Origin of the sequence: Flagellimonas baculiformis, assembly GCF_033441575.1 — a bacterium.
Lineage (GTDB): Bacteria > Bacteroidota > Bacteroidia > Flavobacteriales > Flavobacteriaceae > Flagellimonas > Flagellimonas baculiformis.
This window is the reverse complement of sequence record NZ_JAUZVW010000015.1, coordinates 57,002-83,456: the sequence shown is the minus strand read 5'-3', so window position 1 is coordinate 83,456 and position 26,455 is coordinate 57,002. Positions and strand designations below refer to the sequence as shown.

At 44.8% G+C, this 26,455-nt stretch carries 25 protein-coding genes; 20 read left to right on the top strand and 5 right to left on the bottom strand.

Features of this window, described 5'->3' with window-relative positions:
• Positions 1–272 precede the first annotated feature (272 nt).
• From SD450_RS17520 to SD450_RS17510, 3 genes are all read left to right on the top strand, one after another.
• On the top strand, positions 273–3,296 hold the full coding sequence (locus SD450_RS17520; protein WP_318345678.1) for a SusC/RagA family TonB-linked outer membrane protein: 3,024 nt from the start codon (positions 273–275) through the stop codon (positions 3,294–3,296).
• A 16-nt stretch (positions 3,297–3,312) separates the two neighbouring features.
• Complete coding sequence (locus tag SD450_RS17515; protein WP_318345677.1) at positions 3,313–4,722, top strand: RagB/SusD family nutrient uptake outer membrane protein; 1,410 nt, start codon at positions 3,313–3,315, stop codon at positions 4,720–4,722.
• Between the two features lie 76 nt (positions 4,723–4,798).
• On the top strand, positions 4,799–7,090 hold the full coding sequence (locus SD450_RS17510; RefSeq protein WP_318345676.1) for a zinc-dependent metalloprotease: 2,292 nt from the start codon (positions 4,799–4,801) through the stop codon (positions 7,088–7,090).
• Between the two features lie 127 nt (positions 7,091–7,217).
• Here the strand turns inward: SD450_RS17510 and SD450_RS17505 are convergent, their stop codons facing one another.
• From SD450_RS17505 to SD450_RS17490, 4 genes are all read right to left on the bottom strand, one after another.
• The gene (locus tag SD450_RS17505) at positions 7,218–7,457 is read right to left on the bottom strand and encodes a DUF6520 family protein (protein ID WP_318345675.1); all 240 of its coding nucleotides are present in this window, start codon (positions 7,455–7,457) and stop codon (positions 7,218–7,220) included.
• Between the two features lie 53 nt (positions 7,458–7,510).
• Positions 7,511–7,963 carry a MauE/DoxX family redox-associated membrane protein gene (locus SD450_RS17500; protein ID WP_318345674.1) on the bottom strand — a complete coding sequence of 151 codons (453 nt, stop codon included), beginning with the start codon at positions 7,961–7,963 and terminating at the stop codon, positions 7,511–7,513.
• A 96-nt stretch (positions 7,964–8,059) separates the two neighbouring features.
• On the bottom strand, positions 8,060–8,986 hold the full coding sequence (locus SD450_RS17495) for a helix-turn-helix domain-containing protein (protein ID WP_318345673.1): 927 nt from the start codon (positions 8,984–8,986) through the stop codon (positions 8,060–8,062).
• An 18-nt stretch (positions 8,987–9,004) separates the two neighbouring features.
• Complete coding sequence (locus SD450_RS17490; RefSeq protein ID WP_318345672.1) at positions 9,005–9,391, bottom strand: DUF7793 family protein; 387 nt, start codon at positions 9,389–9,391, stop codon at positions 9,005–9,007.
• 198 nt (positions 9,392–9,589) lie between these two features.
• Between SD450_RS17490 and SD450_RS17485 the strand changes: the two genes are divergently transcribed.
• From SD450_RS17485 to SD450_RS17405, 17 genes are all read left to right on the top strand, one after another.
• Positions 9,590–11,995: an aminotransferase class I/II-fold pyridoxal phosphate-dependent enzyme gene (locus SD450_RS17485; RefSeq protein ID WP_318345671.1), complete on the top strand. Its 2,406-nt coding sequence runs from the start codon at positions 9,590–9,592 to the stop codon at positions 11,993–11,995.
• Between the two features lie 12 nt (positions 11,996–12,007).
• Complete coding sequence (locus SD450_RS17480) at positions 12,008–12,847, top strand: RteC domain-containing protein (RefSeq protein ID WP_067029113.1); 840 nt, start codon at positions 12,008–12,010, stop codon at positions 12,845–12,847.
• Between the two features lie 284 nt (positions 12,848–13,131).
• On the top strand, positions 13,132–13,410 hold the full coding sequence (locus tag SD450_RS17475) for a helix-turn-helix domain-containing protein (RefSeq protein WP_318345670.1): 279 nt from the start codon (positions 13,132–13,134) through the stop codon (positions 13,408–13,410).
• Positions 13,361–13,951: a hypothetical protein gene (locus SD450_RS17470; protein WP_318345669.1), complete on the top strand. Its 591-nt coding sequence runs from the start codon at positions 13,361–13,363 to the stop codon at positions 13,949–13,951. The genes SD450_RS17475 and SD450_RS17470 overlap by 50 nt, the downstream gene beginning before the upstream one ends.
• Positions 13,948–14,610, top strand: coding sequence for an ATPase (locus SD450_RS17465; protein WP_318345668.1), 663 nt, complete (start codon positions 13,948–13,950; stop codon positions 14,608–14,610). The genes SD450_RS17470 and SD450_RS17465 overlap by 4 nt, the downstream gene beginning before the upstream one ends.
• Before the next feature lie 292 nt (positions 14,611–14,902).
• Complete coding sequence (locus tag SD450_RS17460) at positions 14,903–15,190, top strand: hypothetical protein (protein ID WP_163636516.1); 288 nt, start codon at positions 14,903–14,905, stop codon at positions 15,188–15,190.
• Positions 15,190–15,468, top strand: a complete 279-nt coding sequence (locus tag SD450_RS17455) for a hypothetical protein (protein ID WP_318345667.1) — start codon at positions 15,190–15,192, stop codon at positions 15,466–15,468. Before SD450_RS17460 ends, SD450_RS17455 begins: the two co-directional genes overlap by 1 nt.
• Positions 15,461–17,872: a TraG family conjugative transposon ATPase gene (locus SD450_RS17450; protein ID WP_318345666.1), complete on the top strand. Its 2,412-nt coding sequence runs from the start codon at positions 15,461–15,463 to the stop codon at positions 17,870–17,872. The genes SD450_RS17455 and SD450_RS17450 overlap by 8 nt, the downstream gene beginning before the upstream one ends.
• Entirely contained in the window at positions 17,869–18,474 is a 606-nt protein-coding gene (locus SD450_RS17445) for a conjugal transfer protein (protein ID WP_119618900.1), read from the top strand. Before SD450_RS17450 ends, SD450_RS17445 begins: the two co-directional genes overlap by 4 nt.
• Positions 18,474–19,313, top strand: a complete 840-nt coding sequence (locus SD450_RS17440; protein WP_090294850.1) for a hypothetical protein — start codon at positions 18,474–18,476, stop codon at positions 19,311–19,313. Before SD450_RS17445 ends, SD450_RS17440 begins: the two co-directional genes overlap by 1 nt.
• A 10-nt stretch (positions 19,314–19,323) precedes the next feature.
• Positions 19,324–19,950 (top strand): conjugal transfer protein TraK, encoded by a 627-nt coding sequence (locus tag SD450_RS17435; RefSeq protein ID WP_090294852.1) that lies wholly within the window; start codon positions 19,324–19,326, stop codon positions 19,948–19,950.
• A complete protein-coding gene (traM, locus tag SD450_RS17430) occupies positions 19,931–20,863 on the top strand; it encodes a conjugative transposon protein TraM (protein WP_090294854.1) in 933 nt (310 codons plus the stop codon). Before SD450_RS17435 ends, traM begins: the two co-directional genes overlap by 20 nt.
• On the top strand, positions 20,860–21,645 hold the full coding sequence (locus SD450_RS17425; RefSeq protein WP_225604857.1) for a DUF4138 domain-containing protein: 786 nt from the start codon (positions 20,860–20,862) through the stop codon (positions 21,643–21,645). Before traM ends, SD450_RS17425 begins: the two co-directional genes overlap by 4 nt.
• Positions 21,646–21,984: 339 nt before the next feature.
• Positions 21,985–22,659, top strand: a complete 675-nt coding sequence (locus SD450_RS17420) for a response regulator transcription factor (protein WP_036378998.1) — start codon at positions 21,985–21,987, stop codon at positions 22,657–22,659.
• A 30-nt stretch (positions 22,660–22,689) separates the two neighbouring features.
• Complete coding sequence (locus tag SD450_RS17415) at positions 22,690–24,369, top strand: efflux RND transporter permease subunit (RefSeq protein ID WP_226789937.1); 1,680 nt, start codon at positions 22,690–22,692, stop codon at positions 24,367–24,369.
• A 14-nt stretch (positions 24,370–24,383) separates the two neighbouring features.
• Positions 24,384–24,635, top strand: a complete 252-nt coding sequence (locus tag SD450_RS17410) for a patatin-like phospholipase family protein (RefSeq protein ID WP_081894152.1) — start codon at positions 24,384–24,386, stop codon at positions 24,633–24,635.
• A 7-nt stretch (positions 24,636–24,642) separates the two neighbouring features.
• Positions 24,643–25,416, top strand: a complete 774-nt coding sequence (locus SD450_RS17405) for a M90 family metallopeptidase (RefSeq protein WP_036378992.1) — start codon at positions 24,643–24,645, stop codon at positions 25,414–25,416.
• A 494-nt stretch (positions 25,417–25,910) separates the two neighbouring features.
• Here SD450_RS17405 and SD450_RS17400 read toward each other — a convergent pair whose 3' ends face one another.
• Positions 25,911–26,363 (bottom strand): pyridoxamine 5'-phosphate oxidase family protein, encoded by a 453-nt coding sequence (locus SD450_RS17400; RefSeq protein ID WP_036378982.1) that lies wholly within the window; start codon positions 26,361–26,363, stop codon positions 25,911–25,913.
• Positions 26,364–26,455: the final 92 nt, after the last annotated feature.

The window sequence follows — 26,455 nt, the reverse complement described above, 5'->3', positions numbered from 1 at the left end:
TTGGGTCACTATTGTGGGATACCCGTTACACTTTTTTCCGGTTTACGATATCCTTTTGTCCCACGATTAATACACACACTTTTAGGGCAACCGGCCCGATCACGAAACCATGGTCTTTTTTTGGTTTAGGAATCCTGTTTCTGGGTATGTTTTTACCTGGAGTGGATGGCCTATGTCCGAACCTTGATGTCCTTTTTGGAAGTTACGATTTTATGGTGACTTGTGGGCAGTGTGGAGAATAACTAACAAAATAATCAAACGAACTCAAAATTATGAAGAAATTATTCTATTATTTGAGCAGACTACGACTATGTCTGTTCCATTATCTTTTATTGTCCTTTCTGGTTTCAGGGCAGCTTTTGGCCCTAAGTCCGCCTCAAAATGTGGTTTCCGGTTTGGTGACTGATACCAAAGGGATACCCTTGGCCGGGGTCAATGTTGTAGTGGAGTCCAGGAATGTTGGGGCCATATCCGATATGGATGGTTCCTTTATCCTGCAAGCCGGCCCAACGGATGTCCTTGTGTTTTCCATGGTAGGCTTTAAATCCCTTACTGTTCCCATTGCTGGGAGGGAGGAGGTAATCGTCCAATTGGAGGAGGATGTCACCGCCTTGGGGGAAGTGGTACTCAACGCAGGGTATTATACGGTTTCTGAGAAGGAACGTACCGGAAACATTGCCACCATCAAAGCGGATGTCATCGATAAACAGCCGGTGGGCAACCCCTTGGCGGCCATGCAGGGGCATCTTTCTGGTGTGAACATTGTCCAGTCAACTGGGGTGCCCGGAGGTGGTTTTGAAATAGAGGTCCGCGGGCGGAATTTCATCAATGGGGTTTCCGATCCCTTGTTTATCGTGGACGGGGTGCCCTTTGGTTCCCAATCCATGGGGTCCAGAGATGTTTCAGGACAGATTTTTTCAGGCAACATCAGTCCGCTCAATGCCATCAACTCCAATGATATTGAAAGCATTGAAGTGCTCAAAGATGCAGATGCCACGGCCATATATGGGTCCAGAGGGGCCAATGGCGTGGTGTTGATCACCACAAAAAAAGGTAGGGAAGGGAAGACCCGATTCGATGCACAGTTCAGTTCCTCCCTAGGTCGGGTCTCCCATTTTATGGACTTGTTGAATACCCCACAATACCTGGAATTGAGGCGTGAAGGCGTCATTAATGATGGTTATGGGGACGCCCTCGAAAATCCGGCCTTTGATAGCTTTTGGCCCGATATTACGGTTTGGGACGACAATCGGTATACGGATTGGCAAAAGGAACTGATCGGTGGGACGGCCTATCGGAACAATGCACAGCTTTCGGTATCAGGAGGCAGTGCACAGACCCAGTTTTTGATCAGTGGTGCCCATCAACGGGAAACCACGGTGTTCCCTGGGGATGCCAATTATAAAAGGACCACCTTTCATAGTAATATCAATCATCGCTCCTACAACGATCGTTTCCGGATCAATCTGTCCACCCAATATGCCCATGAGAACAACCTCTTGCCCCGGACGGACTTTACCCTGCAAGCATATACCCTTGCCCCGAATGCACCAGCACTTTATGATGATGAGGGCAACCTGAACTGGGAAAACAATACATGGGACAATCCCTTGGCCTCCTTGGAGGAAAAGTTCGGGGTGCAGACCAATACCCTTATGGCCAATGCCATGGTTTCCTATAAAGTGTTTGATCATGTGGAGGTGAGGACCAGTCTGGGCTTTACGGATTACCGCTTGGAATCGTATCGGACATTGCCCAGTTCGGCACGGAACCCCAGTCGCAACCTCACTCCCCAGGGCTATTCCAACATGAGCATGAACCAATCACAACGAAAATCATGGATCGTGGAGCCCCAATTGCACTGGAACAGGGAATGGAAGGACGTCTCTATTGATGTTTTGGTGGGGACCACCTTTCAACAGGAAACTACCCAACAGTTGGTGTTGCGTGGACGTGGTTTTCCCAATAATAGTTTGATCGAGAACCTGGCAGCAGCGGAACTTGTGGAATCTTTGACCGATGTGGACAGTGACTATAAATACAATGCCGTGTTTGGCAGGGTCAATTTCAAGTACAAGGATCGATATATCCTCAACCTGACCGGACGGAGGGACGGATCATCCCGTTTCGGGCCTGATAGACAGTTCGGGAATTTTGGTGCCATGGGCCTTGCCTGGATCTTTTCCGAAGCCTCCATCTTTCAGGACAACTCCTTGTTGAGTTTCGGGAAATTGCGGGGGAGCTATGGGACAACAGGTAGTGATAATATCGGGGATTACCAGTTTCTGGATACCTATACCGTAACAGGGGACGATTACGACGGGGTTTCGGTCTTAAGGCCTACCGGTATATTCAATCCCCTTTTTGGATGGGAGGAGAACAAAAAGTTGGAACTGGGCCTGGAACTAGGCTTTTTCAGGGATCGATTGAACCTCAATGCCTCTTGGTATCGGAACCGTTCCTCCAACCAATTGATAGGGATTCCTTTGGCGGCCACTACGGGCTTCTCCGAACTGACAGGGAATTTCGATGCCGTTGTGGAGAATTCAGGGGTGGAGGTGGAGGTCCGTTCGGTGAACCTTGTTTCCGGGACCTTCAAGTGGTCCACAAGTTTGAACCTTACGGTGCCCAAAAGCAAATTGGTGGAATTTGAGGATTTGGAAAATTCCACATTCTCCAATAGATATATCATTGGTAAGCCATTGACCATTACCAACCTTTACCATTCCTTGGGTGTGGATCCCGAGACCGGGCAATACGAGTTTGAGGATTACAATGGTGATGATGCCATCACCAGTTCCGAGGACCGCAAATGGGTGGAAGACCTGGCCCCAACTTTTTATGGGGGGTTGGGCAATACCCTTGCCTTGGGGAACCTGACCTTGGATGTCTTCTTCCAATTTAAAAAACAAAAGGCCTATAATACCCTTCAGTTCAATACCGTTCCCGGGTATCCCGATAATGGGAGCGTCGAGTTGTTGGACAGATGGCAGGAGCCTGGCGATATCAAATCCTTTCAAATAGCTTCGGCGGGATTGATCTTTGGAGAGGATAGGGGAGCGTTGCAAAGAAGAAGCAATGCCGCGGTCTCGGATGCCTCCTTTGTTCGATTACGGAATATATCCCTGAACTATAAAATACCTCATTTGGACAATGGATTGGAGGTCAATGTGTATCTGCAAGGGCAAAACCTATGGACCTTGACAGATTACAGGGGGCCGGACCCCGAACAGACTTCCAATACGAGATTGCCCCCGTTACGGCAGTTGACTTTAGGTGTACAATTGGGCTTTTAACTAAAAATAAACTAGCATGAAAGATTTCAAAAATAATATCAAGAGTGGTTTAAGCAGCTTTTTTGGCCAGGGTTGCCTACTTATGTTCGCTCTAATGGGCCTGATCGGTTGTACCGATTTTGTCGAAGTGGGGCCACCGAAGAATACATTGGTCTCAAAGACGGTTTTCGAAGATCCGGCAACGGTGGAGTCCGCATTGGCCAATCTGTATCTTTCCATGAGGGAAGGCGGAGTGGTCTCCGGTAACTTTGGACTGACCACAAGAATGGGCATTTATGCCGATGAATTGGATTATTTTGGGTTTGATCCCGAACTATTGGAGTTCCATCAAAACCGGGTATTGCCGCACAATGCGGATATTTTGACCTGGTGGAGCCAAGCCTATCAGGTAATCTATGGGGCCAATGCCATTATCGAAGGGTTGGAGGATTCCACTTTTTTGATAAACACTGATAGGGATAGATACATGGGGCAAGCCCTTTTTGTCCGGGCCTATATCCACAGTGTTTTGGTGTCCCTTTTCGGGGATGTGCCCTATATCACCACAACGGATTATATTCAGAATAACAAGGTGTCGCGTGTACCACAGCAGGAGGTATATGATGCCATTATTACCGACCTTTTGGATGCTATCGACCTTTTGGAAACTGCCGAGGTGGAAAATGAGGAACGGGTGGTGCCCGACCACTATGTGGCCCACGCCCTCCTGGCACGGATGTATCTCTACACGGACCAATGGGAACAGGCGGAATCCGTTTCTACCGTTCTTATCGATGGTTTTGATTTGGAGGATGATCTGAACAGGGTATTCCTAAAGGAATCTATGGAGACCATATGGCAATTGAAACCGGGAAATTCCCCCGTGAATACCTATGAAGCCGGCCAAATGATCATCAATGCGGTACCTGGCCAAACCTATAGCCTCTCCGAAGGCCTTATGGCCGCTTTTGAAAATGGGGATGCGCGAAAAGTGGCTTGGACCGATAGTATTTCCGACGCCGATAACACGGTCACATTTTTCTTTGCCCATAAATACAAGGCATGGATAACGGAAACCCAATCCTTGGAATATTCCATAAGATTCCGTTTGGCGGAGCAGTATTTGATACGGGCAGAGGCCAGGGCTCATTCCGGCAATGTTATTGGGGCACAACAGGACCTTAATGCAGTTAGGAACCGCGCAGGATTATCGAATACTACGGCAGTCGGAGTAAATTCCTTATTGGATGCCATTGCCAGGGAAAGGCGCGTCGAATTCTTTACGGAGCAGGGGCAACGCTTTTTTGACCTGAAACGTTTAGGGCTGGCCAATGGGGTTTTGAGCAATCTTAAACCCAATTGGGCCCCGTCGGATGTATTACTTCCCATTCCTGAGGCAGAGCTGGAGAGCAACCCCAATCTTTTGCCACAAAATGAAGGTTATTGAACTGGAAAAGAATCCCCGCCACCTAGATCCAATAAAGATTTTGGTGGTAAGGGATGTCACACGTAAAACAAAAACAATGAAATACTTTTTAAGCATACTGGTTTTTTGGACGATGCACTTTATGGGGATGGGCCAGGATATTGGTCATGTTGGCTCGATCCAAGACCAGCATTCGGAAACCCCATATTTATCAGCGTCCATAGTCGAGGATAGGCTGGTATTGAATATCCCCATTGGCGCTATGGCCGAACCCATACTCTGGACTTGGGTGGATGATGGGAACCGATATGATTACAAGCAGATAAGGTTCAGGAAGGTTGGGGACAAGATTTACATGGAAGAGCATCGCATATGGTCAGAGGCCGGTATTTGGATCCCCTTGAACGGGGATCGGAAACTGGAACGGAACATTTTGGGTGTTTTTTCCATAATTGGAGATTCCAAACATGGATACCAAATTGACATTACGGTATTGCTCTCCGACCCTTCCTTGGGATGGAACTATTTTCCCAGTGGCCAAAAGGCTCCTGAATTGAATGAACTGGTGGGAACCAAACAACTGGACAGAGAGGTTATGGTCAAGTACCATCTGGGCATGTCCAAGGATGGGGTCAAGTATACCCGATCCGTATTTTTCAGCTTTGTGGTCTTGTCAGAACCCATGGAATACAGAAAGTTTGATTATCGAATGAGCTTTTGGATAGAGGACTACCAAGAAGTACGTAGTAATGGCAAGGACATCCTGGGAAGCATCACGAGAAGGCGGTTAGAAAAAAAGTTCAAGGACAGGGATATAAGTGTGCCCATCGAACCCATTTCCTTTATCCTATCCCCGGATATTCCCAAAAAATGGAGACCTTATGTCAAAGCAGGCATTGAAGAATGGTTGCCTGCCTTTGAATCCGCAGGGCTCAAAGACGCTCTTGTGGTCAAGGAAGTGGATAGTCTGGATCAATGGATGGAATATAGTTTGGGACATTCGGTAGTGAAATGGATAGGTAACAAAAACATCCGTGATTTGGAGGAATCCATGGTAAGCTCGTCCGTGAGCTACGTTATAGATGCTAGGTCCGGGGAAATCATCAAATCGGACATTCTTTTGGGTAGTACCATTACAAGGTTGATGGATGAATATTTTATCCGGTGCTCCCCCTTGGATCCAAGGACCCAGGTGTATCCCTTTCCCGATGAACTTGTAGGGGAATTGCTCCAATCCCTTGTGGCCCATGAGGCCGGACATACATTTGGAATTCGTGATAACCACTACGGGGAGCATAGCTATCCGATTGATAAAATGAGGGATTCCAATTGGTTGAAAAAAATGGGACATACGCCCAGTATCATGAGCTATGCAAGGCACAATAATATGGCCCAACCCGAAGATAAGATCTCTCCTTCCTTGTTGCTACAAAAGGTGGGTCCTACGGACCATTACTATATCCAATGGGCATATTCGGAATTTCCAAAAGATGTATCGTTACGGGAAAAAGAGGATCGGTTGGAGCGCATTATCCGACAACAGGATTCCGTTCCGTGGTATCGGTTTAACAATGCTAGTCAGGAAATCATTGGGCCCGGGGCCACCAATGAAGTGGTGGAGACCAATGATCCGGTCAAGGGAGCCCGATTGGGTTTAAAAAACCTGGAGCGTGCCATGGCACTAATGCCAATTGTGAATAAGGGTCAAAAGGACTATCACCGATTGGAGCGTTTGTATGGAGAGGCACTTGAGTTATGGAGCGATTTCATGAGGCATGTGGTTTCCCTGATTGGGGGTTATGCTGTCTTTTATAAATCCATGGATCAGCCCGGTAAAATGTACACCCCCATTTCCATGGCATCCCAAAAGGAGGCACTGGACTTTTTAATGGAGTGGGCCTTCGATCCACCGGATTGGTTGACCCAACCGAATTTCATTACAGAAATCACCTATTCCACATATCCCGACCCCATTTTGGCATACCAACAATTTTTGGTACTGGAACTCTTGCGGCCCAAGCGTATGAAAAGATTGGAGCATATGCAGACCATCGATGGGTTCGAAGGAAGTTTGGAAACCTATTTGAACGATTTACAAAATGGAATTTTCAGGGAATTGTTCGAAGGTTCTGGTGCCGTGGCACCAAGAAAGCAAGAAATTCAGTTGACGTACTTAGATGGAATGCTCGGTGTAATTGAAGAGGAACGGAAGATTTATGAGGCCCCCAAAAAAGGATTTGTCCACTCGGTTTATACCAAAGGTCTGATGATGGGCAATCTCATGGATCTGAAGAAGGGAATTGAAAAGCAAATGAAAAGAGACAAGCAGATGGAAAGTGTAGGACATTGGATGTTGTGCTTGCAGAAATTGGATAGCCTTGGGTTGTAATGGACCTGATTATGCAATTAACTAGGCTTTGGACAAGATTCCACGGTTTGGTCTTCGTGGGAATTTTTGAATTAGCAATAAAGGTGTCCCTTGGGACACCTTTATAACTCTAAACGATAGATTGGCCTTATTCAATTCTCTCATACAAAGGATCGGACAGACCAATATCTGCGTATACATCATAAGATCCGACCTTACATTGATTACCTGAAGTTGCATCACAATCTGTTTCCACATATTGAGGCCCGAAAGGGGTGTCCGCATATCCTGGTTGCATCAGGTTACTTTCTTCAGTTGCGAAGGCCAGGCCAACTGCCAACAAAATGGCGAAGGCCGGTAAAACGATTTTTAAAAGATGTTTTTTCATCGTAATATGTTTTTAATTGTTTTGCCTACTCTTTTCTAGGTTTTCGGCTTCCCCTACTGCACAGTATTTTGATTTGTGTGAATGTTATAGTGTTTCTTTGACCAAAGGATTCCCAATAAAGCAAGGACCATAAAAGAAGAATTCAATAGGATATGTTCCTTCCATCCAAGGGCTGAAATGACCCCGCCGCAGGAGCAAGGGATGGACTCACTGTATTTTAGGACTATAAGGATATAGATGGTGAATGAACCCAATAAGACCAAGCTGGCATATAAGGCAAGTGTGCGGTATCTTGTGAACCACAATAGGCCTGCGATCACCAGCTCCAGAAAAGGCACCGCCCATGAGATCACTGTGGCATAGGATGCAATGTAGGGCATACGCTCCACCCTCAATTGAAAGGTATCCAAATGCATCAATTTGCTGACCGCAGTATACACGAAAAGTAGGGTCAACAAAAGGCTGAACAGGATAATAAGTTTGGGGTAGATTCCTTTGTGTGACATATCCTTTGATTTGATATGACAAAGTTCGGGAGTCTGATCTATCTCTAAGGGAGTATTTGTTATCTGAAACGGAGTAAATGCATGATTTTAAGGTTTTTATGACCTTAAATCCGTAGGGGACATTCCATATTTGTCCTTGAATGCCCTTGAAAAATGGGTTTTGCTCTTAAAGCCGGTCATTTGGATGATTTGCTTTATTGTCAGGGTGCTGTGCTGAATCAGGGTCCTTGCCATTCGAAGTCGTTCCCTGATCAGAAATCTAAAAATGGTCGTACCATAGATTTGTTTGAAGCCATATTTCAGTTTGTACTCGTTGGTGCCCTTCTGACGGGCAAGATCCTGCAAGGTAGGAAGGTCCTTGTCCAGATTGTTGATGATCATGTCATGGACGTCCCTGATGATTTGGATGTCCTCTGGCGTCAAGGTGACTTTATGCTCCTTGATGCCCTTGGTTACTTTGAGTTTATTTTTGGGCAACCCCGTTTCAAAGGGTTCCCCCTTGGAAAAGAATACGGAGTTCAACAGGGTTTTTTGACCACTCCCATCCAAGGCCTGGTACACTGATATTTGGCAATCCTTGGCCAGCAAAAGACCATCGTTGGTAATGAATTCCAGAAACAATACCGTTTCAGACCGCTCCCGTTTCAAATGTTTTGACATCTTCTTGTTCCATCTTTCACGGGACCTTTCCGTCATGAATTCAGAGATATGTTTTCCGAAAAGATCCTTAGGGGGATAGGACAATAGGGAGCAGGTGCCATTGGTGAGCAATTCAATGTGACCATTCCCATCTAAGATCATGGATAGTTGGATGACACATTGTGGGGTGTTGTGTGCGTTTGCAAAACCCTGATGGATAAAGGCCGCCCCTATTTCCTCATTGACCATGTTCAACATGACCACCAAAGAAGCAATATTGTCATTTTTATCGGAAGGCTCAATGGAATAGAAAAAATTGCCCTTGGCCATTTCCAAGAGCATCTTTTGTATCCGTTTTACCCTAAAGTCATCGCTGTTCGGCATATCCTTTCATTAAATTGGTTAGTTTTCATCGGTTTCCTTAATGCCCAAATAGGCCAAGGCCTCCGCTTTTTTGGTAAAGGATCGTGTAGGCACTTTCTGGGAATGGGTGTCCAAATAAATGGAGCTGATCATATCCGTAACCGGTGGATCGATCAAAAAGGCCAGTTTCTCGATCCAAAGGGAACCTTCCAAAGCCAAATAGTCCCTTGCGGCCTTATCGATATTCCTGACCTCCCGTATATCGCAGAGCACCGGCATCGCTTTGCCTTCTTGTAATTCCATCCGATCCTTGACTATGAGTTGTGCCGCCTTACGGTTGATACACGGCACTTTCTTGTAAATAATATGTAAAAGATCATCAGTCAACAGATATATGGCATAGCTGTTTTCATGTGTTTTTTTCATCTCCGGAAAACTGGTTAGCGCAATCAATTTACAAAATTACTGCAATTGATTTTTTTACAGGAGAGCTATTGACGTTAATAAAAGGATTTTAGTTATCTGAAAAGGAGTATTTGTTATCTGAAAAGGATTAAATAGAATAAGTATGATTTATCAACTTACAAAATCCGTTTCTTTTTATCACAAATAATATCAAATAAAATGGCCAAGATCAAACACCATAATTTTTTGAACACTGTACATGAAGTATTCACCGATGCAAAACAAGCTGGGGTATTGCACCTTTATGCCGAAGGAAAGTCTTTTTCAGGAAGGACGATAGAAGTCGGGGGTAGGGAACTGTACCATTTTGGGACCACGGGTTATTTAGGGCTGGAACAGGATTCCAGATTGAAAAAGGCCGCCAAGGAGGCCATTGATAGCTATGGGACGCAATTTCCCTTATCCAAATCCTATATCTCCAATCCGTTATATGAGGAATTGGAAAACTCGATTTCCGAAATGTATGGCTATCCCATTGTCATTACCAAAAACAGTACCCTTGGGCACTTAGGTGTCATTCCAAGTGCCGTGGATGATGACGACGTAATCATTCTGGACCACCAGGTCCATTGGAGTGTACAGAATGCGGCCAAAATGCTAAAAACCCGGAGTGTTCCCATCGAAATGATCCGGCATAACCATTTGGAAATGTTGGAGGACAAGATTAAAAAGTACCAACATTCCAAAGGCAGGATTTGGTATATGGCCGATGGCATTTATTCCATGTACGGGGATTATGCCCCGGTTAAGGAACTGATGGGGTTGGCAAAAAAATATTCCCAATTGCATTTTTATTTCGATGATGTTCATGGCATGAGTTGGGTGGGAAGGAATGGTACCGGATATGTGTTGGACCAATTGGGGGAATTGTCCGAAAATGTATTGCTCTTCGGCACCCTGAGCAAGACTTTTGGGGCCAGTGGTGCAGTATTGGCCTGTTCCAACCCACAACTATATGATAAGATCAAGACCTTTGGTGGACCGTTGACCTTTTCTGCCCAATTGGAACCCGCTTCTGTTGCCGCGGCCATTGCCTCTGCACAGATTCACCTATCATCCGAGATCTATGAGCTTCAGCACGAATTGCGGGAACGCATCGATTATTTCAATGAATGCCTTTCTATAACGGAACTTCCCTTGATCGATCGGAATGAATCCCCGGTGTTCTATATCGGGACCGGTATGCCCAAAACCGGGTACAATTTTGTGAACCGTTTGATGGGGGAGGGCTTCTTTGTCAACCTCGGGATCTTTCCTGCTGTACCTGTAAAGAATACTGGTGTAAGGATTACGATTTCAAGGCATAACCAAAAAGAGGAAATCCAAGCATTGGTGGAGGCCATGGAATATCATTTTCCAAAGGCATTGGAAGATACCCAGACCGATGCCCAAAGGGTATTCCACGCCTTTAATATGGAACCAAAGCCCCTAAATGGGCCGAAAGTATCTTCTGAGCTTACCATTGAAGTATTCGATACCATTGACCAAATTGAAAAGGAAGAATGGAACCAAAGATTAGGTGGGCAGGGGGTCTACGATTGGGAGGGGCTGAAGTTTTTGGAAGAGGTATTCCAGGATAACCCAGAGAGGGAACATAACTGGTTGTTCCGATATGTGGTCATCAAGGATGCTGATGGGATACCTGTATTGATGACCTTTCTGACCGTTTCCCTTTGGAAGGACGATATGCTGGCACAAGCACAAATTTCTGCTGCCATTGAGGAGGAAAGGAAAATCGATCCCTACCATTTGTCATCCATGGTCCTGTCCCTAGGTTGCCTGTTCACGGAAGGAGATCACCTGTATTGGAATGCATCACATGCATTGGGCAAGGAAGCGAGGGACACCCTATTGGAAACCATGGAAAAACTGGAACACCAATTTGGGGCCAAGATGACCGTCCTACGGGACTTTGGAGAACATACACCATGGAACGAATCGCTTTACGGTCAGGGATTTTTAAGGGTGCAGATGCCCAACGCCTGTTATGTTGTCCTGGACAAGGTGGATTCCATGGAAGACTATTTGAAACGTTTGTCTTCAAGGAATAGAAGACATTTTCGAAAGGACGTCCAACCCTATCTCGATAGGGCAAAGACCCTAGTTCTTCCTAAGCTATCCAAATCTGAACTTGAACAGGTCAAATCCTTGTTCGGGGAAGTACAGTCCAGAAATTTGGGGCTCAATACCTTTTCCTTTCCGGACTCCCTGTTTGAAAAGATGAACGAAAACCATTTGTGGGAGTTTATTCTCCTTTGTTCATGGGATAAACCTGAAAGGATAGTGGGTGTAATGTTCTGTTATACCAATTTGAACCAGGTCTATGTCCCTGCTTTTGTAGGTATGGATTATGACGGTCTGGAAGAGTTTGCCATTTATCGGCAATTGCTCTACCGGACCATTGAACGGGCCATTGGATTGGGCATTCCCAAAATCGATTTTGGGTTGACCGCTGCCTTTGAGAAACGGAAACTCGGTGCAACGGTCGAGAAAAAATATGCCTATCTCCAGACCAATGACAATTTCATCCTGGAATTGCTCGGAATCATGGAAGGCCAGCATTAATGGAAAAACGTCATGAAATACCAAAAGCTGCTATCAGAATTTGAGGGCCAGTTGGATGCCTTGGAAAGCGGGAACGGGGATATCCTTTTCAAAGCGGAAAAGGGTATCGTTCTCGTGGAGAAAAGTATCCGTAAACTCCAAAAACAGATTACAGGCAAGACCTTTGACACCCAAGCGGACGAAATCTACTTCTTCAAGCACGTCAAGCCCCAAATCTTTAGTAAGCTGATCTATTATGTCAAACTGTTCAATATCGAGAGCAAGCGGCCAAGGGGAAACGATGCGGCACAAATCAAGTACCTACAACTTCAGATCGACAAGTTCCAGACCTTTTTCAATGACAATCTGGAGTTTTATAATTATTACCGTCGTGGGGCAATGTCCCTGGATGAACAATATTTTGTCAGGGGGAACAGAGACCTTAGGCTACCCCTTGAATCCTTCCACTTTTTGATCGATGACCAGTTCTCCACCTGTCAGGATGGTACCGTGGCCACGATCATGGCCTATGACATGCTCATCGTGTACCTGAGAAAGGAGGTGGATGACCTACAAAACAATTTAGAACCCCAAAAGAACATGACCATGGAAAAACCTTCAAAACTCTTCTGGACCGGCAACAAGACCGATCTGATCGAACTTTTATATGCACTCCAATCCAGCAAATGCATCAATAGCGGTACCACGGACATCAAGGAGTTGGCTTCGCATTTTGAGCATTTTTACAATGTGGACCTCGGTAACTACTACCACACTTTTATTGATATCCGGTCCCGAAAGACCAGTAAGACCCGCTTTTTGGACAAGCTCATTGAAATGCTCAACCAACGGATGGATTCCCTGGATGAATAAGTTTTAGTTTTTCCCAAGTTGGTACCAACTTGGGAATTTGCATTTTGATGGGCCATAGGGGTATAATCTTGAGATTTATGAGCCCATTATTGGATGTACATTGTTTAAATTGAACCAAATACAATCAAATCCTATGCGCAGAAAAAAACACCCACCTTGGTACCAACTTGGGAAGTTTTTCCAAAAACCTTTTTGAGTTTTGTCCCTGAAAGTCAAATCTATCGAAGGGCCATCAAATGAAATGATAGTAATGGGATGGTCCTTCCTTTAAAACTCAAAAAACTATGGGAGCAACCATCGTCACCTCAGAAGATCTCATGGAGTTCAAAGTGGAACTCTTGGAAGACATCAAAGCATTATTGAAGGACCAAAGTGGACAACCGGGCAAGAAATGGCTCAAATCCAATGAGGTCCGGGACCTGTTGGGCATTTCGCCGGGTACCCTTCAAAACCTTAGGGTCAACGGGACCCTGCCCTTTACAAAGATAGGAGGGGTGCTCTACTACGAATACCATGAGATCATGGAGGTATTGGAAAAGAACAAGGTCCATAACCGTATCTAGGGTGGAGGACATCAATTATATCAAACACCTGAACGGGGTGTTTGCCCAATTTGCCAAGGACAACCGCTTGAATCCGACACATATCAGCCTGTATATTGGACTCTTCCAATTGTGGAACCAAAACTATTTTGTGGCCGAGTTCTATATCAGTAGGGAAGAGGCCATGGCCTATGCCAAGATTGGGTCCAAATCGACCTATCACCGCTGTATCCGAGAGCTCAGCCATTGGAACTATATCCTGTATTCCCCGTCCCACAATCCCTACAAGGGCAGCCGGATCAAGATGTTCGATTTTGGGACAAGTACTGGACAAGTACTGGACCAGTACCGTACCAAAATCGGGACAAGCAATGGACAAGCTTTGGTACCTATAAACAAACTTATACAAACAACTAAAAACAATACAAACGGGAAGAAACAAAAGAAAATGAAAAAGAAAGTTTTCCAGAATGATGAAAACAATGCCGAACATCCCCCCACTGTCCCATATCGGGACAACTTGCGGACTGGCAAGGACAAGGACTACAACGAACCGCTATGAATTTTAAGGCCCCACATATCATCACCGAAGGTGCCATAAGTTTTGAGCTGGGCTCCTTGAAGGGCAGGGAGATCAAATACGATTTCGATAAGATCCTGGTCTACCTCGATGCCAAGGGAAAACTCCTGTTCGGCAAGAAGTTCAGGATCCATCGAGAGGACAGGGAGATGCTGTACAAGCTCAGTCTCTACTTTATCCGGGACAGGGAACGTTGCAAACAGTTGGGCATCGATGTGGATAAGGGCCTTCTCCTCTCAGGTCCGGTAGGCTGTGGGAAGACCAGCCTGATGAAACTGTTCAAGTTCATGGTGCCCCACCAAAGGCCTTATGAGGTCATTCCCTCCAGGAACATTGTCTTTGGCTTCAACCATTTGGGCTTTAAGATCATTGGGGACTACGGGAATTCCCAATCCTTTTGTTTTGATGATCTGGGTGTGGAACCCGATGGGGTCCATTTTGGAAAGGAGTGCAATGTCATGGGGGAGATCTTATTGTCCCGCTATGAGCTGTTCACTGACCATAAGATCAAGACCCACGCCACTACCAATCTCAATGCACAGGAACTGGAAGCAAGGTATGGGAACCGGGTAAGGTCAAGGATGCGGGAACTTTTCAACCTTGTAGGGTTTGATAAGGACTGTAAGGACAAAAGAAAATAAGGTTTTGTGGCTGGTGTAGCATGTAACCTTGAATTTGGGCGAATTGCAACACTTTTTGATGGGCCGATCAGCCACTTTTGACGTTTTTGGGCTGGAGGGATTGGAACCAGATGGCACTTATCAACAGGGAGTGTTCGCTTTTTCATTAAATCTGCATGGATTCCAGACCAATTGAACCTGTTTCAATGCAACTATAATGATATTCACAAATAACTGATTATCAATTATTTGTGATGTGTATTCCATTAATTTTCACATATCAATAATCGTCTAACCCTTAAACGTTTACGATATGCGAAAATCTTTCTTCATCACCTTAATGTTGCTTTTTACCTCCAGTGCCCTTTTGGCCCAGATCGGGGGTATTGAGGATTCGGTCAACGATATTTCAGACACCATTCGGGCCATATTTCCCATCATATTGGGGGTCATCTTTTTAGTGGGCTTCCTTTTTAATGCCGGACATTTCTTTGGAGAGAATGCTGACCTAAAAAGGGGCATTACCCGTGTCTTGGTCTTTGTGCTAATCGCCGGTGCTGTTGTGGGCATCTTTACCTATCTCATCGGAATCGTAGTCTGATGAAACAGTTCGAGGTCTATAGAAATATACGAAAGCGGGCCATGATCATGGGGCTGTCCATTTCACTGTTTGGCCTGATGATGGTGTCTATCATCGGTTCGCTTTTGATCATCATTTTTTCGTTTCATTTGGGTGTCATCGTGGGCCTGCTGCTTTTCAATGCCCTGCTCTATGGGGCATTGTTGCAGTGGGTGAAGAAACCTTTCCAATTGAAGGTGATGCAAACCTTTCCCAAGACCATAAGCCTAAAACAGTTGAACCCCTTTGACTATGTCTAAACTGAATTTCAATGCATTTCACCCAATCCTGGATATTCAAAACCATGTGATCTTTGGGAGCAACGGCAATGTGGTATTGTGTTATCAGGTGGAACTGCCGGAGATATACTCCCTTTCTGAAACGGATTTTGGGGATCTACATGGGATGTGGTACCAAGCCTTTAAATCCTTGCCCGTGGGTACGGTTATCCATAAGCAGGATATATATCAAAAGAAGGGTTATGTAGGTAGAAATCTTCCAAAGGATTCCTTTCTGGCCAAGGCCACCCATGATTATTTTGTGGGTAGGGAGCATTTGGACCATCAGAGTTATCTCTTCTTTGTACTTCCTCTTGATAAAGCCCTTAATGCCACCAAATATGTCAATCCCTTTCGAAAAGTAGAGAAAGGGTTGCACCGGAAACTGGATGTGCAGGTAGCGGAATTTGTGACCGCCGTCAACGATGCGGTATCCTATATCAACAACTCCAAAAGCGTGTCCATGGTACCCATGGAACCTGAAGCCATATTGGAGCATACCCATGCTTATTTCAATGGATACAATCTTGATTTTGATACGGATATCCAGTTTGGGAAAGGCCCCATAGAAATTGGTGACCATTATTTTGATGTGATGGCCATCAACAATGAAGAATGTTTTGGAGAAACCGTGCAAAGCAGTGTGCCCAACGGGAAATTCAGTTCGGACGGATTCAGTTTTCATAAAGGTTTTTTGGACGGTCTGGGACTGGAATTGGGGGAGAACCATATCATCAACCAAATCCTTTATCTGGACGATACCCATCAATGGCGTAAACTATTGGATAAAAAAATTGAGGAACTCTCCAAGAGCTCCAATTTTGGTTCCCAGAACAAAGTGGTTCGCAATAAGGTCCAACATATCTTGGACAGGATCAATGGGGATGATACCGCACGGATCGTTCGTGGCCATGTAAACATTGTTTTTTGGCATACGGAAGCTGGGGTGTTGAAGCGCATTGCTTCTGGCATTAAGGCCATATTAAAGGAACTGGATATACGACCCTATCATCCCCATGGGGAGGAGCGCAAACATTATTTTTTGAACTCCTATCCCAGTTATGCTTCCAACTTTTCCAATGAAGATCTTTTTGTGATGGACCTGAAGGCAGCCCTTTGTCTGTATATCAACAATACCAATTATCGCTCTGATGAAACAGGAATCGTTTTTAATGATAGACAGTACAATATTCCTGTGGTCAAGGATGTATGGGACGAGGGGAAAAGGCGTATCAAGGCCCGGAACTTTGCCATTTTTGCCCCGACAGGGGAAGGGAAATCCTTCTTGGCCAATAATATCCTACGTCAATACTTTGAGGCCGATGTACGACTGGTCATTATCGATTTAGGGGGTTCTTATGCCAAATTTGCCCAATTGTATCCCGATGATCACGTGGTCCTTCGCTATGAGCAAGGCAAGAACTTGGGTATTAATCCCTTTTATATCGCCGATCCGTCCGATTTGACCCCTGAACGATTGGAAGATCTGGCCCTCTTTCTTTTGGAGCTCTTGGCTGAAAACCAGGTGACCAAATCCAAGGAAGTGGCCTTGAAAAAAGTGTTGTTGCACTATTATGATGCTGTCAGGGCGGGGCATTCCTTGGCTTCCCTATATCAGTTTGTTGATAAGCACAAGGATACCTTGATCGAGGAGACCCGAGTTCATGAATCCGATTTCAATGTCTATGGATTTTTGCACATTCTTTCCGAATATGTGGATGGGGGACTGTACAGTTTTCTGTTCCATGTGGCAGAAGACCAGACCTATAAAATAGAGGACAAGCGCCTGATTGTCTTTGAACTGGACGAAGTGCGAGACAATAAGGAAATCCTGTCCGTAATGCTCAAATTGATCAAGTCCGCCATCCAACGCACCATTTGGAGGAACAGGTCGGAACGGGGCATTATTCTTTTCGATGAGTTTGCCAAGCAGCTTAAATTTCCCCATGTATTGGAGAGTGTGGAGTTCTATTACCAGGCCATCCGAAAGCAAAACGGGGCCATTGGTATCATCCTGCAATCCATCAACCAATTACCGGAAAATGCCACTTCGGCAAGTATCCTGGAGAATACGCAGGTCGTGTACAGTTTACGGAACGAGAAGGGCTATGATGAATTGGTTAGACGGTTGCACCTCTCCAACCATGATCTCAATCAATTGAAGTCCCTTAGAAACAACCTTACCGGGGTGCGCAAATACACCGAAATCTTTATCAAAATCGGGAAGGAAAGCAATGTCTTTCGCTTGGAGGTGCCCCCAGAGGTCTATGCCGCCTATCTCACCGATGGGGTGGAACATGGCCAGCTTATGGAGCTCTTTGAACAGTTTGGGAATATGGAACGGGCCATTACTGAATTTATAAATCAACAAAAGAAAATGATATGAGAGTAACAATAAAACAAACCCTTTGGAAGAATCCCAAGACTTTGATATTTGCACTGATCTTGGCCATTTCCTTGCCCGGCCGTGCTACGGCCCAGGGGATGCCGGTGTATGACAATACGAACTTTATCAGTATGACCAAGTCCTTGTTGGAATCGGCCAAACAGACCTCGGAATTATTGAAGACCGTGGAGTTTTTAAAGGAACAGAAGGACAATATTGTCAAGGTCAACAATACCATCAAACAATTGAAGGCAGTCCGGGAACTGGCCCGTAACAATGAGATTTTGTTTCGGACGGTGCAAAATGATCTAAGTGACATTTTGAACTCCCCCTATATCAAGGCAGGAGAGGTGGAACAGGTATCCAAAGCCTTTGAACAGATTATGGATACGGCCATTGATGACCTGGATTTTGTGAACCAGATCTTGTCCAGTGATTTTTTGAAGATGACCGATGCGGAGCGTACCGCCATTTTGATGGAAAAAAAGGTGCAGTCCCAGGAAATGGTGGCCGAGTTGGAGGTCAAGACCCGACGCTATCGAGAGATTATTTCCTTTCGGAGGATGCAGGATATCATCAATAACCGGGAAACGGAATACTGATGGCGGGATACTTTTTGGGCATAGGATTGGAATATGTGGATGCGGTCTTCCAGACCATCAAGGACAGTGATTTCTCCCAATACACGATAGTGGGGATGAAGACCCTGGCCGTGCTGTTCTTTCTGATCAATATTTTGAAGAAATACAATGAGGGAATAGCTTCTACCGATGGCCATACCTGGGGGTTGACCCCAACGGAACTGGCCAAGAATTTTTTGGTGGTGCTCTTGGTCATCTTTTCAACTGAGGTATTGGGAGTTTTTGATGGGATTTTGGTCGCCATTGAGACCCAATACCGGGACACGGCTCCGGCACTCCTCCCATTACAGTTGCAGGATGTGGACCTGGAACGGGATGTGGGTGCCTTGGAAGCCGCCAAAAAGGCCATGGCACTCTTGTATGAGGCCTTGGTCACTCCTTTGTACGGATTAAAGGTCTTGGCCTTTATCATCGGGGTCATTCTTTGGTTTATGGACCTGTTCATCTATCCTTTGTTCCTTGCAGAGCGATATTTCCTATTGGGGATCCTACAGGCCTTTTTTCCCTTGGTCATCAGCTTGGCCGTCTTTGAAAAGTTCAGGCCATTGGCCTATAATTATTTCAAGCTCTATGCAGCAGTATATATGCTGGTTCCCGCCTTCTTTTTGGTCAATGTCTTCGTCAACAACCTTTATACGGAGATCAGTACCAACTTCTGGGGGAACCTCTTTGGTTTTGATTTTGGGCGTGAATTCTTTGCCTCCATCATTGAACTCGGGACCATTGGCTTTATTGTCTTGCTCAAATTTAAATTGTACCGAAGGGCGACCAGTTTTACCCTTCGATTGTTCACCGGTTAAATTGAAGTCTATGAAAACACCTTTTAAAAGTATTGTTCATGTGCTGCGGCTCAACCGTTTTGTGGTTCTTGGCGTGGTTATCGCCTCGGGTTTGGTCTGTATGGTTGCTATGGTCCTAGTGGGCAGGATATACCGTGAATCGTTGAACGGGGCCTTCGTGGTCAATGGGGAAGGGGAGGTCATACCGCTTTCCTGGGCCGAACAACGAGATCATCTGGAAGTGGAGGCCCTGGCCCATTTGGAACAGTTTCATAGGTGGTTTTATGGGGTGGATGCCGGCAGTTATGAGAAGAACATGGAGAAGGCCCTTTGGTTGGGCAATGCCTCCGTTGGTGCTGTCTTTCAACAGAAAAAGGCAGACGGTTTCTATAACCGGTTGTTGCAATATTCCCTTGTGCAAGAGGTCATCCGAATCGATACAGAGCTGGATTGGGATGGGTCTTCCTTTGCGTTTAGGACCCAATTGCACATACGGATCAATCGGGGAACCGTCACCGATACCTATGAACTGGTGACCTCGGGACATTTGATCCAGGTGGAACGGAATTTTCCCCATAATCCTCATGGATTGTTGATCACTGATTTTTTTGAAAACTCACTTCGTAAACTAGAAACTCATGAAAACACAGAAGAATAAAATAGTTTTTGTGCTGGTACTGGCATGTATGGTACTCTTTATCACCATATATAGCATCGTCACTTTTGGTAAGCCAAAAAAGGAAAGCCTTGATGTAGGGAGGATCCCCATGCCGGATCTGGAGGACACTTCGGTGGAGTTTGAAACCAAACTGGAAGCCGTGGAAGCCATCAAGGTGGAAAAACAATCCACGGCACCACAAGTGTATCCCGACCACATGGTGGATGATAAAGGGTATTTCAATCCCGATTATATGGAATATGAAAAGCAGCGTATCATAGACAGTGTCTTTGATACCAATGCCTTTACTGCGAAAAAAGTTTCTGTGTCGGATGCAGGCGTAATGCCCAGGTTGGGGACTGTAAAGAAGGTAAAGGTAGACGATGAAAAGTTGACAATGGGTTCCCCAAGGACGGAAACGGAGCTAGGATTGGTACATCAACTGTTCTTTGCCTCCAATCCAAAAAGGAACCGTTCCGATGGAAATTTACCAACTACTGCTGTGGCCAAGGTGTATGTGGATGGGGACCAGACCCTTCGGGATGGACAACGATTGGACTTGCGACTCGCCCATGACTATGTTGTGGATGGGAAAAGGATGCCAGGAGGTACCCGCCTCTATGGCTTTGTAAAGATAAGGCCCAACCGGGTGATGGTGGAACTTACCCGATTGGGGACAACCCTTATGGATATGCAAGCCTATGATGCCCAGGATGGGCAGGAAGGGATTTATGTGAAGAACCATCTGCGGGGTGAAGTGGTGGATCGGTCTTTGGATGAGGGCCTTGGAGAGATCAATGTGCCGGGTGTGCCCCAGTTCAATGGGATCAAACGCATATTTCAGCGTGATCAACGTACCGTTAAAGTTCAGATTTCCGACCATTATCAATTTTTCTTAATACCTAGATCATGAGAACACTAAACGTCATCATTACAGTAATGCTAATGGCCTATGGGCACACCGTATCGGGCCAAAAGGTTTTGGACACCATCCAAGCCAATTCACAAATGAACGTGGCCCTCTTTTTTCCCAGTCCCATCAAACAGGCTATAACGGGAAACACTAAAGCGATCTTTACCTATAACCGGGAAGAAGCTCAATATTTTGGGCTATTGCAGGCCACAGCCAACACCATTACCAACCTTTTGGTGGTCACCATGGACGGACAAGCATATGAATTTAAGGTGGCCTATAGGGAAAACGTTGCCCAAACCCATTTTTTTGTGGACAAGGCGCATAGCATTGGTCCAGTACAGCCATTACCTGGTAAAAAAGGGGATTCCTTGGCTTCCCACACAGCTCGATTTCCTTTTTTAAGTGGATTGCTATCAAGTGATGGAAATGGTACCTTGGCATCGGTGCGAAGAAAGGGAATCCGATTGCGGTTGAAAAGGTTGGTCTACCGAAACGCTCAAGTATTTATGGTCGTAGAGGTGCGCAACCGATCAGGCATTGATTTTGAAGTAGGCACCCTTGAGGCTCTAAGGATAAATGGCAGCTTGAAACGGAGATCCTCGTATCAAGAAACCAGGTTGGAACCCCACTATATCTTTGAACGACCCAAAATTATTAAAACCGGGACTTCCCAACGATTTGTACTTGTGCTACCCAAATTTGTCCTATCCCATAAGGAGCATCTAAGACTGATTCTCTTGGAAAGCCGTGGAGGCAGAAGGTTGGAGCTCAACTATTGACCTATCGATAAAGAGAAGTGGAATCCCTTATAGGGTATATAATTTAACATGAAAACAAAATTTTGCCATAACAAAGGTTATAGTGTTGGCCAAGAAAGGAAATGAAATAGGAATGGTACACCTCAGGAAAAATGGAACTGGCTTCCAGCTGTATTAAAAGCATTGGCACATCAGCATATCATTGTCATCAAACCGCCCGATTCAAGTCATGGATAGTTTGTTAGTGAAGGAATGAAAGGGACATCAGTCGCAACAACCTGATCCATTGCTGGAAGTGTAGATGGCGACTTTAGAATTCCTAAAGATTTGAGATCTATTTTTATACCATAAATTTATGGTATGAAGATCCTTATTGCAGAAGACGAGACCGAACTCCAGAAATCCATTGCCACCTATTTGGAAAGGGATGGCAATGTCTGTGAAATGGCTTCAGACTACCACGAGGCCCTCTATAAGATTGACCTCTATGAATATGATCTGTTGGTCCTGGACATCAACCTGATCACCGGTAGTGGATTGGATATCCTAAAACTGTTGAAGCGCAACCGTTCGGAGACCCCGACCATCATCATCTCCGCCAACAATTCCTTGGACGATAAACTGGAAGGATTGGATCTGGGTGCCGATGACTATTTGACCAAACCCTTTCATTTGGCCGAACTCAATTCGAGGATAAAGGCGGTTTTGAGAAGGGGCAAGTTTGGGGGCAATGACCGTTTGGAGTTCCACGAGATTTCCATTGATACGCGCTCTAGGACCGCTTATGTCAATGAGCAAGCCCTTTCCTTGACCCGTAAGGAATTCGATCTCTTGCTTTTTTTTGTCACCAATAAGGGACGGGTGCTTTCCAAAGAGATCATCGCCGAACATTTATGGGGGGATCATAGCGATCTTGCGGATAATTTTGATTTTATTTATGTCCATATCAACAACCTGCGCAAAAAATTGACCGAAGCAGGGGCCAAGTATATCAAAACGGCCTACGGAAGTGGGTATAAGTTCGTGGAAGAGTGATCTATGGGGGATACCTTGAAAAAAATACGATTGATCAGAAAGACCTCCAAAACTTTTTTGGGGATCAGTGCCCTGTTGATGTTGGTCAGTACGGTGGCCCTTTATTTCTATCTGAGGAACCTGCTCCAGTCTGAAGTGGAGGAAGAGCTCCGTTCGACAGAGGCACGGATCGAAAGTTCCCTGATCGAAAATCCGGAGCCTTTTCAATTGTCCCCGGTGGTCGAGATCCAAAAGGTATCCCGGTTGGGCAATGAGGTGCTAAAGGATACCATCATCTATGATCCCTCACAAGATGAAATGGAAGAGTTCAGGGAACTGTCCACCTTCTCCGCCATCAATGGTGAAAATTATAGGATCACGGTCCGCGCACTTGTGGTGGAATCGGAGAATATCCTGATCGCCGTGGTCATTTCCTATTTGGTGATCATCCTTTTGGTATTCCTGTTCCTGTTTTATGTGAATCGTTCGAGGAACCAAAAACTGTGGACCCCTTTTTTCCACAACCTGGAGCAAATGAAACGGTTTTCGCTCAGCTCCGATGCTCCCATCGCCCTGATGGACAGTGGAATCCTGGAGTTCTCCGAATTGAATTCAGAGATCAAGATCTTGACCAATAAGGTCCGTTCGGATTATCGGAACCTGAAACAATATACGGAGGATGTATCCCATGAGATGCAGACCCCCTTGGCCATTATACAGGCAAAGATCGAGAACGTGATCAATATGGAGGAACCATTGGACGACCAGCAGTTCGAACAACTCACTTCCATCCAAAGGGATATACAGCGACTCTCCCAAATGACCAAGCGCTTGACCTTGTTGACCAAGATCGAGAACAACCAGTTCGCCAATATCGAGCAACTGGAAACCCAGATCCAAGGGGTGGTCATCAGTAGTATAATTGAAAGGGAGCAGGTAGTGAATATCCGGTTGGTATTTCCCGGCACCAACACCAATTCGGTTTCCGATATCCAACAAATGACCCTGCAATTGCCCAGTGGGGATATTGTACCCTTACAAAAAGTGGCGAAAATTGAAATAGGGAAGGGAGTGGCAGAGATCAATCGGGAAAACCAAAAATCCATAGGGGTCGTTACGGCTCGCTTGAACAACAGGGACCTTGGGTCTACCTTGACCGATATCCGAAACAATCTGTCCACGAAGATCAGCCTTCCCCCGGGGTATCATATTGAATATGGAGGGGAATACCAGCAACAACAACAGGCTTTTAAGGAATTGATGCTCATTTTGATTGCCGCGGTACTGTTGGTCTTTACCGTCATATTGTTTCTGTTCAGAAAGATCAAGATTGCTCTTGCCATCATATTCATTGCCATTTTAGGGGTTGCAGGTTGTCTGTTGAGTCTATTATTGACAGGAACACCTTTGAATGTAGGAAGTTACACAGGTATCATTATGATAGTTGGGATTATCGGGGAGAATGCCATTTTTACCTATCAACAGTACCAAGAATGTGATGTTTCGTTATCACACCCACAAAAGATCGAATATTCCATAGCGCAACGATTGCGGCCCAAATTAATGACAGCCACTGCCGCAATCATGGCCTTGATCCCCTTGGCCCTGGGTATCGGAGCAGGGGCCCAGTTGCACCAGCCCTTGGCGATTGCCGTCATCGGAGGGTTGGTCTTCGCATTGCCATTGTTATTGGTGGTACTTCCAATTATACTTAAATTGTTGAAGGAGTAAAAACAATTTAAAAGATGCCATTGATTGGAATTGCTTTGTCAGGAGGAGGTGCAAGGGGAGCTGCCCATATAGGGGTCCTTCAGGCCCTTAACGACCACGGGATATTTCCGGAAGATGTTTCCGGATCCAGTGCGGGAAGTATCATCGCGGCATTGTACTGGTTTGGATATACCCCGTTGGAGATTCTAGACCTGTCGCACAAAAAGGAGTTTTTGAAGATCTTTAAATTGGGAATCTTCAATAAGAGATTCACTTTACTGAAGTAACACAAATATGATTTATGTTTTTGTATTAATAGTTATTCTTCTATTTTTTGTTTATAACTATAGAAAGTCGCAACGGCGTAAACCTCGGCCTTTTCCTGGTCACTGGCATGAGCTGGCAATGGCTTATGTGGTTTACTACCGAAATCTTCCTGGAAACAAGCAAATGCTATTTCAACGCAGAATGATGGAATTTCTAAGTGAAGTCTACATTGAAGGTGTGCGATTGGAATTACAAGATCTTGATAAGGTTTTGATTGCGGCAAGTGCAATTATACCTGTTTTTGGATTTGAAGAGTGGCATTATACCAATTTAAGTGGAATCTTGTTATATCCCGATTACTTCAATGCGGACATGCAATTCAATGGTAAGGCAAAAACACGGAATATTGGTGGAATTGTTGGTAACGGACGTTTTGAAAAACAGATGATATTATCAAAAAAGGCATTATACCATGGTTTTGTGAACCAAAGTGATAAAAGCAATACCGGCATACACGAATTTGTACACCTTTTAGATAAGCTTGATGATTTTGCAGATGGTATTCCGGAAAGATTATTAGAGCATCAATATACCATACCTTGGATAAATTTGATCCATAAGGAAATGGAAGCGATAAACAGTGACCATTCTGATATTCGAAAATATGGTGGAACAAACGCTGTTGAATTTTTTGCAGTTGCTTCAGAGTATTTTTTTGAACGTCCAGATTTACTCAAAAAAAAACATCCAGAACTTTATAACATGTTGGTTGTGTGCTTTATGCAGAATCCTGAGGCCTGAATTCATAATTGAATTATATCATTTGCAATTGATCAATTTTAAAAGCTGATTCGTAGATGCCCCAATCTTTTTATGCTTACCTCCCAAACCAGGATCGTTTAATAGTATAATAACCTTAATTTTAAGCAGCAAGGGCAAATGTGATTAACAGTTAAGAGTGATTTCTCTAAATTTTGCGTGAATTTGGGTTCTGTTTGTGGTTATGAATCCTTTCAGGAGATAATAGGTCAGATTTGGTGTCGGGATCCAATATAATGTTCCGATCTATTGCTTTAGGGTCATTAAAATGTCCCAGAATGGTTTTGCCACAATACGCCGTGAGCTTAATTTTCTTCAATTATTAGATTAGAGATTACTTAGACCTTAAAAATCGTATTCCAATTTTAAACGAATTTTGGCCTTGTTTAATTTTTTTTAACCACGTTAAAATCTTTTCGTTTCTCATTTCGGAATCCTATGATTCAAAAAGATGGTCTCTTTTTGAAATCTATCTTTTATTTTTTTCTTCTTTTACCCGACATTTCTAGTATTTTGATTTGAAAGACGACTGGAATGCCATTAGCAGATGATTTACTGGAAAATTCATTGATGAACCCTACCTCTCTGTTTTCTTTTCTACGGATAATGTCCTTCACGCCTTCGGTGAATAGATGTAATTTTTGTTTGGCACTACTGCCTCGAATTTCTTCGAATGTACCTTGTAACATGACCGATTCCCAATTGGATATGGATTGCACTTGTTCGACTTGAACGGCAACCGATTTGTTGGCTCGCATCGCATCGATTTTATGGCCTTCCGAGGTATAGCTAATGATCGTATTGTCCGTAGGGTCAAAATAATAGGTAAAGGGAATCACATGGGGCTTCCCTTGCCATAGATAGGCCAAGTGGCCGAGGTAATTGTTCCTGAGTATGCGTTCGATCGCGTTTGGTGTTAAATCTGTCATTATTAATGTATTTCAATATTACTAATCGTTTTATATGTATGGTGCCTAGCGCAGTTACAGTTTGCATTCCGCCACTGATTGTATATTTCCTT